This window comes from Microcoleus sp. AT3-A2 (genome assembly GCF_036705685.1).
Taxonomy (GTDB): domain Bacteria; phylum Cyanobacteriota; class Cyanobacteriia; order Cyanobacteriales; family Microcoleaceae; genus Microcoleus.
Genome location: NZ_JAUBVF010000037.1, coordinates 18,282 through 32,560, shown reverse-complemented (window position 1 = coordinate 32,560; position 14,279 = coordinate 18,282). Strand labels below are relative to the sequence as shown.

The following is a 14,279-nucleotide window of genomic DNA, read 5'->3' as shown; positions in this document are numbered from 1 at the left end:
TGGGGCTGTGGGCGATCGGGTAAGTTCTCATTTCTTGGTCCCAGCTATGCCGCTGTCATTCCCTATTGCTCCAGTGTCGAACCTTTTGTAATACAATTGTGAACTTTCACCTGACTGGGCAATTGCTCCGCTAAAGCTTGAATGTGGGTAATTACCCCAATTAATCGATTCTGTTGTTGCAAAGAGACCAAAATCTGAGTGACACTTTCGAGAGTCTCTGCATCCAGAGTGCCAAATCCTTCATCTAAAAATAGACTACCTAACTCTACTCCCATTGATAATTTTTCTGATAACGCCAGAGCCATAGAGATCGAAGCTGCAAAAGTTTCACCGCCGGATAAAGTTCGCAAACGTCTACTTTCACCGCCGTTCCAATTATCTTCTACCTCATATTCACCATTTTGAATCAAGAGCGAGTATCTCGACTCAGTTAAGTTCCGCAGTATAATTGTAGCGCGGGAAACCAACTCTTTTTCCAAACTTTCTATAACAAAAGCTAGAAATTTATCCGACTGCAATCGATGCTTTAACGTCTTATATACTTGCTCTTTAGATGAAATTTGTGTTTTTTCACTGTCAAGTTCCTTGGCTTGTTGTAATTTATTTGTTGCAGTATTAGTCCAGACAGATATACTGATTAATTGCTGATTAGCTTCATTTATTTGTTTGTCAGCAGATTCTTTCTCAATTTTCAGTTGTGCTAGTCTTTCCTGATTTGTTGTTCTGTCGCCAATTGTGTCAGTTATCTCATTGAGCCGACTTGACAAGTCACCTGTTTTACGAGCGTAATCGTCAATCGTATTTTGCCATCCTTCTTGTTGTTCAGGATCAGCTTTAGCGTCAATAAACTCTCTTTCAGTAAAACTAACTGCTTGTAAATTCGCAGCCCATTTTTGCTCTATTTCTTTACATTGATTTCGATCGTCTTTAGCAGAATCTTGGGTCTGTTTCTCTTCAGATTCTGCTTTAATTGCATGGCGTTCAGCAGCTTGAAAAGAATTTTCTACCTCAATCTGTTGGCGCTCCAACTGCTCCCTATCTCGCTGTAGTCTTTGGTTTAGCTCTTCGTAAGGTTTGCCCTCTGTTAATTCATTGAGTTGACTCGTCACTTTCTGAAGTTGCTGCTCCTTTTGCAATTGTTCTGCACTGGCACTTTGATACTCTGTTAGTGCCTGTTCATAAGCAGCCTTGGCAGACTGACTCAATGATTCGCATTCGCGTAAAGTGGAAGCATTTCTTTCATATTGAGTCAAAGTTTGACTGTATGTAGCATCTTGTTCTTGTAGGACTTGACGTTCTGATTTCAGTGCTTCTGCCTCCCAGTTATCTGATTCTAATACAGCACTAATTTGTTGTTTCAGTGTATTTAGTTGGGATTCACTTTCCGCTATGTCTTGGCTGTCTTTCAACTCTTGCTGCTGTAAAGTTTCTAAGGTGGCTTCAGATCGACTTCGCTCTTGTTGAGCGGTCAATAACTTCGTTTCTGCTGCGTTTTTTTGCCGTTTCACTTGTTCTATATCATCTGTCTCATCTCCTAGTGGCAATAGATTTTTGTTTGAGTATGTGTGACTGCAAACCGGACAACTATCACCATCGTGGAGTGTCAGACGCAAGGCGGCGGCATAGTTGTTCTGAATCGCTGTTTCTAAAGCAGTCCGCGCAGATTCAAGACAGAGTTCTGCCTCTTGGAACTTAATAAGTGTAGCTTCACAATTCTGAGAATTACTTAACTTGTTCTGAGTAGTTGTTTCCAGGTTTTGGCGAAGTTTAAGCGTTTGACTAGAGATTAATTGCCAGCTAGTTAGCCATTCAGTAATGTGATTTAATTGATCTAAGCGCCTACCACCCGGTTGAGATAAAGTAAGGGTTGTTTGTGAGTTTTGCCATTGCAATTTAGCCTCTTCTTGCTGAGTTTCTGCATCAGCCAAGCGTCGTCCTGACTCATCTCGATTATGCAATCTTTGGGATGTAATGTTTGCTGCTTTTGTCAGATCAGCTTGATATTGTTTTCGATGCTCTTCATAAATTTTAGCCCTTTCTAAGTTTAGTTCGAGAGCATCCAGCAAAGTTTTCTTCTCAGCTTGTTGGTTGATAAACTGTTCTCGTTTTTGACGTTCAGTTACTAAAATACTTTGAGCTTCATTTGAATTTTTAACAGCATTTTGTAGTAAACTGTCAGAGCGTTCTGCTTTATTGCGAGCATCGCTCAATAACACCCAATCAACTTCTAAATTATTAGCAATTTTAGCTAGCTGCAACCGCTGTTTAACTAATTCGATCTCTGCTGCTTTTTTTTCTATATCTGATAGCTCGTCGCGTAACTGCGATCGCCTCTGAATTTGTTTAAATAATTCTTCCTCAATAGCCATACTATTTCGAGCTTTTTCTGCCTGTAATTGGAGTTGAGGAATTTCTTGATTTTCTAGGATAGCCAGTTGCTCTTGCTTTTGCCTTATTTCATCTTCACTAGGAGCTTGAATAGTAGCAAGTTGATTTTCGATTATTTCGCGGTCTTTTTCATAATTACGAGCGCGTTCACTTGCTTGTTTACTCATATTCTCTAATATCTGAAACCCGCCTAAATCCCGCAATAAATTCCGACGCTTTGGAGCATCTCCTTTCAGAAATTCATCAAATTGACCTTGTGGCAGTATAATAACCCGAGTGAAGGTTTCAAAATCCATCCTTAAGATATCTTTTTCTAAAGTGCGATGATCGCACCTTTCCCACTTGCCGTTTTCCAATCGATCCAAAAGGATCTCTACTTTCGGAGAACTAGCACGATATCGCCAACTTCTCACAATTTTATACTCATTTTTCTGGACTGAAAATTGAAACTCGACATTGAATCGATCAGCTCCTTTACTGACCAATTCCTGTGACTCAAATTTTCGGGAAACTTTGCCATAAAGTGCGTAAGTAATAGCATCAAGTAAAGAAGTTTTACCCGCACCTGTTTTTCCAGTAATCGCAAACAAATCAAGTTGTGAAAAATCGAGAGTTTGACGGTTGCGAAAACTAATAAATCCTTCTACAGTTAGTTTAATTGGGCGCATCGTTTAGTTCCTGATATAATTCTTTAAAAGCTTGTAAAACAGACGGTTCCAGAGTTTTCCCTAGTTGTTGACTCCAGTAACGCTGAAACTCTACCACCATATCGAACTGGTTAAATTCTCCCACTTCAATATTTGGTTCGAGTGGCGCTTTTGGATAGCGGGGTTCAATGATTAATGCTTGAGTGCATACTTTTCTTACTTTATCTGCTAAACCAAATTTTTGACTTTCGTTCAATTCAATCACAAATTTCAAAAATCCTGAATGTTCTCGATTTTCTTCTAAAGTCTCATCTAGGTTATTCCAATCACAGTTAACCACCTTTAAAGGTTTTTGACAAGGGATAGATATAAACTCAGTCAGAGCCGGACGACCTGGTTCTAGTGTTACTAAATTAAATCCTTTTTCCTCACCAGCTTCTCCAAAATCTACTTGAATCAAGGAACCACAATAATAAGTGGGTGCTGCGTTAGGAACTTGTTGAGGTTTGTGGATATGACCGAGAGCAATATATTGAGCTTCTGAAGGAAGAGTTTGACCAGAAAGGCTGTAGGTATCTTTTGTGTAATAGTCTACCTCCGAATATGCTCGTTTAGCCCCGTCAATTGTCAAATGTGCCATTACCACGTTGACGCTGTTATCTTGAAAGCCCCTTGTTAAGCTTTGAAATAGGTGAGCAACTGCCTGCTTATAATGTTGCCGCTGTTGTAAATCATCCTTTTCCCACAAGTCTTCCGCTTTCAACAATCTGCGTTCTGAAGCAAAAGGCACAGCCGCAACACACAATTTACCACTTTTGGTATCGAGTTCAATCAAGCCTCCCTTGTCCATGTTTTTAGGTCTGCCTAAAGCTTTAACGCCGACATGAGATAAGAGTAGAGAAACCCCATCAATGCGAAGTGCTGAGTCGTGATTTCCTGCGATGACAACCGCTGGTATTTTAGCATCTCCTAGTCCGCAAAAAAAGTCGTAAGCAACTTTTTCAGCTTCAGCAGTAGGACTTGGAACATCAAAAATGTCGCCAGCTACTAAAACTGCATCCACTTCTAAAGATTTTGCTTGTTTGAGCAACTCATTTAATGCAAAGGCAATTTCAGGAGTCCGATCTACCCCTTTAAGTCGCCTTCCCAAATGCCAATCAGATGTATGAATTAAGCGCATAATGTTTAAAATTAGAAACGGTCAATGTCTTCTTCTAGTTGGGCAATTTCTGCTTCGCTAACCAGGACTTCACTCTGACGAGTAGCATAGGCGGGAAAGGGAAAATTAATCAGTAGTGGTGCTGGTACTTCCGGCTGATGAACAAACATACTGCCGGATTTGAGGAGTAACGCTCGTTTGCGGCAAGATCCAGTCAGAAAGTTATATTCCGGGCGTTCTGCTTCAGCAGAATCGAGCCTGCCCACGACCCGAATTGCAGCTTGCCCAACAACCCTGCGCTCAACTTCTGAGGCAGTTTGTTGTGCTCCGATCAGGATAATTCCTAAAGAGCGACCCCGTTCTGCTATTTCCACTAATAAGTTTTTGATTGGGCTGCGGCCTTCGCGGGGTGCGTATTTGTTCAATTCATCTAGAACAATAAATACGACTGGATGTTGTCCCCGTTTTTCTTTCTCATAGAATAGTTTTTTCAGTAGCACTCCCACCACAAATTTTTGTGCTTGTCCACCCAGTTTATTAATGTCAACAATGGTAATTTGATGTGCCGGTGCGAGGGGGTCTAATTGAGATTTAGCCATGATTGTTGGGTCTAAATCCCCCCGGATTAAGTGGCTCATTTCATTTGCCGAACCCCACAAGCGGCGAATCAAAGCCTCAGCAGTTGCAGGGGCATTGCGACCTAACCAACTCTCGTCTCGAGTTTCCACCAGTTTGTCGAAGACAAACTCAATTAAGTCTCTAAAAGTTTCAACTTTCTGTTTTTTTGTTTTTCCATAAGCATCAACTTCTAAATGAACTCCTAAGTGGCGGTTAGCTTGTTTGTCATTCCGATCGTTAGCTTCGGCTAACCGTGCCAGCCGTTCTTCTACCACAGAAACTAAAAATCCCAAATTGCCTCGTTCCAAGTCTTCTCCAGCGAATAGAAAGCTGAACAGGCGATCGCGACACAGTTCCCGAAGACTCCACAAATAAACTGCAATATTATCAGTCCGCTGCTCTATGTGCGGATCGAGTTCGGTAGTTCCTTTCTTGGGAGCGGCGCAAAAACGGATATCCTTGAATGGTTCAACTGGCACTCCTAATGTTTGATAGTGCAACTGATCTTCTGTCCGCAGTTTGCTGTTATCCTTGTCCAAGAAAAATAAATCTTCACCTTTGACATTGAAAATCAATGCTTTTGTGTTAGCGCGACTGGCCCCTAAAACAGCAGATTTTAAAATTGCATGAAGTATAAATAATGCGTAAGATGTTTTTGTAGCAACTCCCGATATGCCTGAAATATTTATATGAGCTCCTTTTTCGCCATTGATGAAGTCAAAATTCAAATAAGCAGGGCTACCGTTTCGCATCATGCCTGCGGGAATGCGTTTTTCCATCCCATCAAAGTACAAAGCGCGCTTTAATTCTTCGTCTGTAGCAAGCAGCACAGGGTCTCCAGGCTGCGGTGGCAAATATTCTTCTGGTTCAATCCTGGTTACTTGAATGTGGCCAGCATAGGACACATTAACAGGTAAACTTCCATTTTTGACCAAAAAGGTATCAGTATCAAACTGCGTTCCTTCGTATAGAGTACGAACGCGATCTACAATGCCATAAAAGCTAACAATTCCTGCACCATCTGGTCGGCAAGTTTGCACTTCGACAACATCATCAAGTCGCAGGATTTGACCGGGCAAAACAGCTACCCAAAAATCGAGGGGCGTAGCTTCTTGAGTTCCTAATACAAAGCCAAGAGTTGTTGTCATTTCATCACTCCTTCCCTGGCTAAAAAAGTCCGCAACCGCCGTTCAATTACTCCCTTGTCGCCCATGTGCCGTCCGAGTTCTTTTTCTAGCCCGCCAACAGGTGTGAGGTTTTGGGGGGCGCGGGGGTCGCGGGAGGGATGGGAGGCATACTGCGGAATTAAATATGTACTTTGATCGGCCATTTCTGTTGCTTTATTTAAGGGAACTTCACCATATAAATCTAATCTGACAATGCCGTGCAGGTCGTGATATCCTAATTGTTTATGGTTGATCTGCGGTTGACCCGATCGCAGATACCAACTCCAGTGGCGTTTCGGACTTTTTTGTTTCCCTATAGAAAAAATTGGAGTTCGTTCTCCTAACTGCAATTCCCAAAGCAGTTTGGCACTGTCTCCGGTTAAATAGGCTTTGCCCATTGTTTTTACGTAGCCCAATGTAGATTCAGGAGCTTTATAAGGTTTGTGTAGCAGCGGACCGTCTCTGATAACGAGTACATCTGGATCGACGATCGCGAGTTTCACAGCTAATTTAGCTTCTTCCTCGCGCATAGCTTTTTGAACTAGCGCAATCGGCTTTTGAGGTTCGCTTTCAGCATCGGTTATGTACGTACTGTAAATAATTTCAGCCCCGCTTCCGAGCGGGCAGGGAACTCGTGTCGGGGGAATAGTTTCGCTGTGGCTGATACCACCAATCGCGATCGCTCTTTTGACAATCAGCTCACTTACCGCAGCTCTACGAGTGGCGCGATCGACCAGTACGGCACCGACGGCAATCGTAGCAAAGGCTCCGTACAAGATTTCGTTACCATTTTGGCCGATAAAACGAGTGTCAAGCCGTCGGCGACCGTCAACAAACAGAATCCTATTAGGAAGGGCTGGTTCGCAACTTGGTCGGCGTCCCACCCACTCATCGCATTCGACATTTAGGTCAATTGCATCGTCTAAAAGTGAATCTTCTTGGTTTAGACTAATAGGGGTATCATAGTCAGTCCCCCAAGATTCAAGCCGAATGTTATATTTCTGCCATAAATTGATGGACAACGTGTTTTTTTCTCCGTTAAGAGAGAGGATGTCATAATTTAAAAATATGCTTTTTATAAAAGCATATATTCCAACCAAAGTCAAGCTTTAGTTGGCTACTACACAATAAATGTTCAATTCCTTTGATGGTAAAAGTTGGCGGTTTCCCGAATTTAAGGCGCGTTCCGAGCGATCGCAACCATACCCCAATCCGCTAAAACTAGAAATACCAGTAAAAAAAGTTCAAGCATCTTAACCTATGGCAGCATCCAAACGCAAAGATTCTGACAGCAAAACAACCGAGGGCAAACGAATTGTTTACTCCGAATTTGGCAACATAGACAACTCCGCGGCCCTCCAACGAGGAATACAAGAAATCTCCCCCAATCAACAAAACCTCAAAATCGAAGCATCCCGAAAAGGACGCGGCGGCAAAACAGTTACAGTCATCAGCGGCTTTCAGGAAAAACCCGAAACATTAGCAACTTTAGCCAAGCAGCTAAAAGCCCAATGCGGTACTGGCGGCACAGTCAAAGATAATGAAATCGAAATTCAAGGCGAACACAAGCAAAAGCTGCTAGAAATTATCACAAAATTAGGCTACAAAGCTAAAATTAGTGGAGGGTAAATTAGTCAATATTCCTCAGTGTATGGGCGGGACGGGTTTATGATATACTTAGTTTTAAACATAGATGGTTGGTAAAACCCGCCCCTACATCGCGCAAATTATACGATCGCGAATCAACCAGAAATGATATTACCAATTACCGCCAATTTTTAATGTACACTCGACCTTTAGCTCGTTTAATCGAACAATTGCAGCGCTTGCCCGGAGTCGGCCCGAAAACAGCCCAGCGGCTCGCTTTACATATTTTGAAGCGACCGGAAGAAGAAGTGCAAGCCCTAGCTAAATCTTTGATTGATGCCAAACAGCAAGTAGGTTTCTGTCAAGTATGCTTTCACTTATCTGCTGACCCTGTTTGCGAAATTTGCCGTAATACCAACCGCGACAGTCATACCCTTTGTGTAGTGTCAGAATCCCGCGATGTAATCGCTTTAGAAAAAACGCGGGAATATATGGGTAAATATCACGTTGTTGGTGGTGTTATCTCGCCGATGGATGGAATTGGGCCGGAACAATTGAACATTCAACCGTTAGTGCGGCGCGTCAGCCAGCAAAAGATTAAGGAAGTAATTATTGCTATTAGTCCCAGCGTGGAAGGCGAAACTACTACTCTTTATATCGGTCACTTATTAAAACCTTTTACCCTAGTGACGCGCATAGCTTTTGGTTTGCCGATGGGGGGAGATTTGGAATATGCCGATGAAGTTACATTGGCTCGTGCTTTGGAAGGAAGGAGAGAGTTGGATTAGTTCTTCAATATTATTCGGCGGTTGAAACTGCGACTACGCAAACGAAGTCCGCCTGCGCGAACTAACAGCGGACTAACAACAGATAATAAGGCTACACTAAACTAAGTTACCGATAGTGAAAAATCATGGCTAAATTCGATCGACCTTTAAGCTACCCCACAACCCGCAAAATCGACCAAACAGACGACTACCACGGCGTCAAAGTACCTGACCCCTACAGGTGGCTGGAAAATCCCGACTCAGAGGAAACCCAAGCTTGGGTGGAAGCCCAAAACGCAGTCACTTTTGCCTACCTCAACGAAATTCCGGCGCGGGAAAAAATCAAACAGCGCCTGACTCAACTTTGGGATTACGAGAAATACGGCATACCTTTCAAAGAAGGATCTCGCTATTTCTACTACAAGAATGACGGTCTGCAAAATCAATCCGTACTCTACACGTTAACATCTCTCGAAAGCGAACCTAAAGTATTAATTGACCCCAACACTCTCTCAGAAGATGGAACCGTTGCTTTGGGCGGTTTAGCTATCAGCGAAGACGGCAAATACATGGCCTACGGTTTGTCAACTTCCGGTTCCGACTGGCAGGAATGGAAAGTCCGTGAGGTGGCAACCGGCGAAGATTTATCAGACCATTTAAAGTGGATTAAATTCTCAGGAGCCTCCTGGACTCATGACGGCAAAGGCTTTTTTTACAGCCGCTACGACGAACCCAACGAAAAAAGCAAGCACGAAGACGTTAACTATTACCAAAAACTGTTTTACCACCAAATCGGCACGCCGCAATCTGAAGACGTATTAATCTACGAGCGACCAGACCAAAAAGAGTGGGGATTTAGCGGCGGCGTCACGGAAGACGGGCGCTACTTAATTGTCTCTGTTTGGCAGGGAACTGAAACCAAAAACTTGATTTTTTACAAGGATTTAACTGCACCGAAATCAACCGTTGTAGAACTAATTAGCGAATTCGAGGCTGAGTACAGTTTCATCGACAATGAGGGCTCTCTTTTCTGGTTTCAAACAGACTTGAATGCACCGTTGGGCCGCGTAATTGCGATCGACACCAAAAACCCACCTCCCTCATCCCTAGCTGGTGACGAAAGTCAAGAAAAATTCACAGAAATTATCCCCGAAGCAGCAGAAACCCTCGGAGGCATTGGCCTGCTGAACAATCAATTTGTCGCTTCTTACCTGAAAGACGCCTACACCCAGATTAAAATCTTCAACTTAGACGGCTCTTTCGTGCGAGAAGTTGCATTGCCCGGAATCGGTTCGGCGGGAGGATTCAGCGGCAAGCGGCACGACACCGAAACCTTTTATGCTTACACCAGTTTCACTGCACCCAACACCATTTATCGGTACAATATGGTGACAGATGAAAGTACGATTTATCGGCAGCCCAATGTCGATTTCAATCCCGACGATTACGAGACAAAACAAGTATTTTACCCTAGCAAAGACGGTACGCAAGTACCCATGTTTATCACGCACAAGAAAGGCTTGCAGTTTGATGGCAATAACCCCACCTACCTTTACGGCTACGGTGGTTTTGGCATCTCGCTAACTCCGAGTTTTTCTGTTAGCAGGATAGTGTGGTTAGAGATGGGCGGAGTTTACGCAACAGCCTGTTTGCGGGGAGGCGGCGAGTACGGCGAATCTTGGCACGAAGCAGGCAAAAAGTTGAACAAGCAAAACGTGTTTGATGACTTTATAGCTGGCGCTGAATGGTTGATAGAAAACAAGTACACCAAACCTGCCAAATTGGCGATCGCAGGTGGTAGCAACGGCGGTTTATTAGTAGGGGCTTGCATGACTCAGCGGCCGGAATTGTTCGGTGCAGCGCTGCCTGCAGTCGGCGTTATGGATATGTTGCGCTTCCACAAGTTTACCATTGGTTGGGCCTGGACTTCTGAATACGGTTCGCCGGAAAATCCCGAAGAATTTTCCACAATTCACGGCTATTCTCCCCTGCACAACCTCAAACCGGGAACGGCTTATCCGGCGACAATGATTACAACTGCCGATCACGACGATCGCGTGGTTCCGGCCCACAGTTTCAAGTTTGCTTCTGCTTTGCAAGAAACCCACGCCGGAGAAAAACCAGTGTTAATTCGCATTGAAACTAAAGCGGGACACGGGGGCGGCAAACCTACCGCTAAAGTGATTGAAGAATTGGCTGATGAATGGGCTTTTTTAGTGCGCGAACTCGCTATTAACGCTTAGCAAGCCGCGTTAGAGGGTGCGATCGACGCAGTTTGATGATTTAGATAGAAAGAGGCTGTAAAGGGCGATCGTACTTTTTGAATTCAAGGGCGATCGTTCTTTTTTGGCACCGCAATCCTGGTATTAACGTATATAATTTGTCAACTTTTTGTGTTAACTTTTGTAGCGTTAAGTTGCTATTATTACATGGCTGTGAGTTTACTGCACACCCAATTAGTATAAGTATAAATCTCTAGAAATACGGTACTCTCAACTTTTAAGAGCGATCGCACATCAAAGTCAAAATCTGCCAATTTTTAGGGAATTAATATTTTCAGTATATTTACGGTTCAAGCTGTCTGAGCCAGCCTCGGTATCACCAGACTCAGAACAGCGGCATGAGGGGTGTGACCCCTTATGCTGATGAATCCGTAAGTAATTTACCATATAACTAACCTTAGACCTGAGATCATTGTTCCCAAAAATAGAGCATCTTGGCTAATACAAAGGCTGTCACCCCTTATTCATGTTAAAATTTGCAGCCATCGGCCGCATCAGGACATCCAAGGGCGATCGCAGTAATTCCTGTCTAATGATTGCCTAACATCACAAATAACAAATACAGGTAACTATTATATCTTGTCACAAATTAATTTTAAAACTTTATAGTTGAATGTTTATCGTCATCTATGAAAAGGGGTAGGTTAAATTTAGCCACCAAATTAACCAAAAATGAAAACCCTCCCAAATCTGTCAAATTTGTCATCTACACAAGCACGGAAATCTACCAACATGGAGACTAAAATCTTGAGACAAGCTAGCCATAAAGCAGAGACCTCTCTCCAAATAAATCTAGCGATTGTGGATTCAAAAGTAGAAAACTACCAAGAGTTTCTCAGGGGAGTGAAACGCGGTACAGAAGTAATCCTGCTCGATAGAACCCGGGATGGAATCGAACAAATTGCCGAAATTGCAGCCTCGCGGCACAGCCTCAATAGCATTCAAATAGTTGCTCACGGCGCATCAGCATCAGTAGAAATCGGCTCAACAAAACTCCATATTCACAATATAGAAACCTATTCCAGCCAATTGCAGCAGTGGGGTAAAGCTCTCAAAGAAACAGGTAGTATTCTGCTGTTAAGTTGCAACACAGGCGCCGGCGAATTCGGCATCAAATTCATACAAAAACTCAGTGAAATAACAGGAGTAAATATTGCCGCTTCCAACAACCTAACAGGGAGTGCAGCATTAGGTGGCGACTGGGAATTAGAAATTACTACAGGACAAATAAATACCGAAATAGCCTTTGAAAAAGAAGTCCTAGAAGGCTACACATCAGTCCTGGCTACCTTAGCGGCTGAAGAATTTAAAAATTCAACCGTAATCGGGCCTTGGATATATGGAGTTGCTGGCACCTCCGATCAACCAGGCTTAACGGCAGGTAGTACACCCAACAGCAGCGGCGTTATTCCCGCTTTAGGGATTGGCGATCTACCCGGAAGCGGTACTTTGAGATTAACATCAAATAAGTTTGACCAAGCAGCTTTTGTTATCTACAATAACCCCATCTCTGCCACGGAGGGTCTGAGAGTTACCTTTGATTTCTTTTCCTATAACAGAGGTACTGCTATTTATCCTTTTGGACCACAGGATGCGCCTCTCCTTGGTGCCGATGGCATTAGTTTTTTCCTCATTGACGGAACAGCTACGCCAACAGCAGCGGGAGGCTATGGTGGCTCTCTCGGCTATGCTCAAAATACTAATTCAAATTCACCGGGTATTGTAGGAGGTTATTTAGGTGTAGGATTAGACGAGTTTGGCAATTTCTCCAATGGTACAGCAGGGCGTTTACCGGCTAATCCCCCAGTTCCGGGGCAGGCTCGACCTGATGCCGTAGGACTTAGAGGCAGCCAAAGCACAGCTTATAATTTTTTAACTAGCACAGTCGTTCCCGGTGGGATAGACAATAAAGATACAAGCATTCGCGATCAGGCTAAAAGAACCGTTCAAGTTACATTATTCCCGACGAATTCACCAACATTTCCTAACCGTCTGACTGTTGCCTTCGACTTGAACAGCAACGGCACATTTGATGCGGGCGAAACACTGCTCGACATACCAAATTTGGTAACTATAAACGGAGAAGTGCCACGTACTTTTAAATTTGGCTTTGCTGCTTCGACAGGGGGAGATACAAACATTCACGAAGTTAACAATGTCGTCGTCCAAAGTATAGATCCGCCTACACTCGTAGCCGACGTTTCCATTGTTAAAAAAGGCCCGCTGTTCGCCACACCCAACAGCAGCATAACCTATACGATTATCTCCACAAATAACGGGCCAAACAGCGCCGAAAGTGTCCTGATTCAAGATCCCCTGCCCGCAGGCTTAATACCAGTCAGCATATCTGACGGCGGTACTTTAGACAGCAAAACGCGAACTGTCATCTGGCCGGCGATTCCGACTTTGGCTAACGGTGCTAGCCAAACCCGCACCATCACCGCCACAGTTTCCCCAACAGTCACAGCTCCCTTAACTAACACTGCCTATAGCACATCCAGCACTTTCGACCCAAATCTAGCTAACAACAATAGTTCCCAACCCATCTCTCAAGTCTCAACTACAATTGTTGATGCTCTTGCCGATGTTGTTACCACCAAAACCGGGCCTGTTACCGAAACTGTGGGTAGGACAGTCAGTTACACAATTTCCACAGTCAACAACGGCCCTAGCACAGCCGAAAACGTCATAATTACTGATAGCATTGTTCCCGGTTTAACAATAGTTACTCTATCCAACGGTACTTACGACCCAATTAGTGGCATTGTCACCTTCTCACCTGTTCCCAGCTTAGCCAGCGGTGCTCCTGCTGCGATTACCAATACAGTTAGTTTCATCGCACCCCCAGATGCCAGCGTCAGCAACACCGCCAGAAATACCTCCGCTACCCCAGATCCTTTTCCTGAAAACAACAACGGCACTGATCCGCTGGCTAAAGTCACAACCACTCTGACACCTAGTGCTGATGTTGTTACCACCAAAACCGGGACTAATACCGAAACTGTGGGTAGGACCGTCAGTTACACAATTTCCACAGTCAACAACGGCCCTAGCACAGCCGAAAACGTCATAATTACTGATAGCATTGTTCCCAATTTAACAATAGTTAGTCTATCCAGCGGTACTTACGATCCAATTAGTGGCATTGTCACCTTCTCATCTGTTCCCAGCTTAGCCAGCGGTGCTCCTGCTGCGATTACCAATACAGTTAGTTTCATCGCACCCCCAGATGCCAGCGTCAGCAACACCGCCAGAAGTACCTCCAGTACCTATGACCCGACTTCAACCAACAATGACGGTAGTGCTCCGGGCGCTAAAGTCACAACCACTCTGACACCAGCACCAACTCCGACTCCCAACCAACCGCCAGTTGCCAACCCTGCCACCTCCAGCCTCGGGCCCAACAGCAGCCAGTTAGTCACGGGATTGGGAGGCAGGGACCCCGACTTCGACGGGTCGATCGCCTCCTACACCATCAACACCCTGCCACCAGCGGCCCAAGGCATCCTGTTTTTAGGAGATCCAGCCAACGGCGGAGTACCAGTGACACCAGGTCAAGTTTTGACACCGGAACAAATAGGACAACTATTTTTCCAATCCACAGGTAGTTTTACCGGTGCCAATTTTACCTACAGCGCCACAGATAACAGCGGCGCAGTTAGCCC

The 14,279-nt window shown here is 44.2% G+C and carries 9 protein-coding genes; 5 read left to right on the top strand and 4 right to left on the bottom strand.

The genetic code is table 11. The features are described 5' to 3' along the window. Window positions 1-62 precede the first annotated feature (62 nt). From QUB37_RS19465 to QUB37_RS19450, 4 genes are read right to left on the bottom strand one after another with little or no spacing between them, the layout of a single operon-like run. Window positions 63-3,056, bottom strand: a complete 2,994-nt coding sequence (locus tag QUB37_RS19465; protein ID WP_333165084.1) for an SMC family ATPase — start codon at window positions 3,054-3,056, stop codon at window positions 63-65. Continuing rightward, window positions 3,043-4,215, bottom strand: coding sequence for an exonuclease SbcCD subunit D (locus QUB37_RS19460; RefSeq protein WP_333165081.1), 1,173 nt, complete (start codon window positions 4,213-4,215; stop codon window positions 3,043-3,045). Before QUB37_RS19460 ends, QUB37_RS19465 begins: the two co-directional genes overlap by 14 nt. An 11-nt stretch (window positions 4,216-4,226) precedes the next feature. Beyond that, complete coding sequence (locus QUB37_RS19455; RefSeq protein WP_333165079.1) at window positions 4,227-5,960, bottom strand: ATP-binding protein; 1,734 nt, start codon at window positions 5,958-5,960, stop codon at window positions 4,227-4,229. Then, window positions 5,957-7,000, bottom strand: a complete 1,044-nt coding sequence (locus QUB37_RS19450) for a hypothetical protein (RefSeq protein ID WP_333165077.1) — start codon at window positions 6,998-7,000, stop codon at window positions 5,957-5,959. The genes QUB37_RS19455 and QUB37_RS19450 overlap by 4 nt, the downstream gene beginning before the upstream one ends. 109 nt (window positions 7,001-7,109) lie before the next feature. Between QUB37_RS19450 and QUB37_RS19445 the strand changes: the two genes are divergently transcribed. The 5 genes from QUB37_RS19445 to QUB37_RS19425 form a co-directional block, all read left to right on the top strand. After that, a complete protein-coding gene (locus QUB37_RS19445) occupies window positions 7,110-7,235 on the top strand; it encodes a hypothetical protein (protein ID WP_333165074.1) in 126 nt (41 codons plus the stop codon). 3 nt (window positions 7,236-7,238) lie between these two features. Further along, complete coding sequence (locus QUB37_RS19440; RefSeq protein ID WP_333165071.1) at window positions 7,239-7,607, top strand: translation initiation factor; 369 nt, start codon at window positions 7,239-7,241, stop codon at window positions 7,605-7,607. Window positions 7,608-7,759: 152 nt separating this feature from the next. Continuing rightward, window positions 7,760-8,353 (top strand): recombination mediator RecR, encoded by a 594-nt coding sequence (gene recR, locus QUB37_RS19435; protein ID WP_006634457.1) that lies wholly within the window; start codon window positions 7,760-7,762, stop codon window positions 8,351-8,353. A 125-nt stretch (window positions 8,354-8,478) separates the two neighbouring features. Then, on the top strand, window positions 8,479-10,575 hold the full coding sequence (locus tag QUB37_RS19430) for a prolyl oligopeptidase family serine peptidase (RefSeq protein ID WP_333165068.1): 2,097 nt from the start codon (window positions 8,479-8,481) through the stop codon (window positions 10,573-10,575). 840 nt (window positions 10,576-11,415) lie between these two features. Beyond that, on the top strand, window positions 11,416-14,279 hold a 2,864-nt coding region (locus tag QUB37_RS19425; protein WP_333165065.1), incomplete at its 3' end, for a DUF4347 domain-containing protein.

Bases quoted from the DNA above. Each gene is read 5' to 3' on its own strand.
- QUB37_RS19455 (WP_333165079.1), bottom strand. From the start codon at position 5,960: ATGACAACAACTCTTGGCTTTGTATTAGGAACTCAAGAAGCTACGCCC.
- QUB37_RS19460 (WP_333165081.1), bottom strand. From the start codon at position 4,215: ATGCGCTTAATTCATACATCTGATTGGCATTTGGGAAGGCGACTTAAA.
- QUB37_RS19440 (WP_333165071.1), top strand. From the start codon at position 7,239: ATGGCAGCATCCAAACGCAAAGATTCTGACAGCAAAACAACCGAGGGC.
- recR (WP_006634457.1), top strand. From the start codon at position 7,760: ATGTACACTCGACCTTTAGCTCGTTTAATCGAACAATTGCAGCGCTTG.
- QUB37_RS19430 (WP_333165068.1), top strand. From the start codon at position 8,479: ATGGCTAAATTCGATCGACCTTTAAGCTACCCCACAACCCGCAAAATC.
- QUB37_RS19465 (WP_333165084.1), bottom strand. From the start codon at position 3,056: ATGCGCCCAATTAAACTAACTGTAGAAGGATTTATTAGTTTTCGCAAC.
- QUB37_RS19445 (WP_333165074.1), top strand. From the start codon at position 7,110: ATGTTCAATTCCTTTGATGGTAAAAGTTGGCGGTTTCCCGAATTTAAG.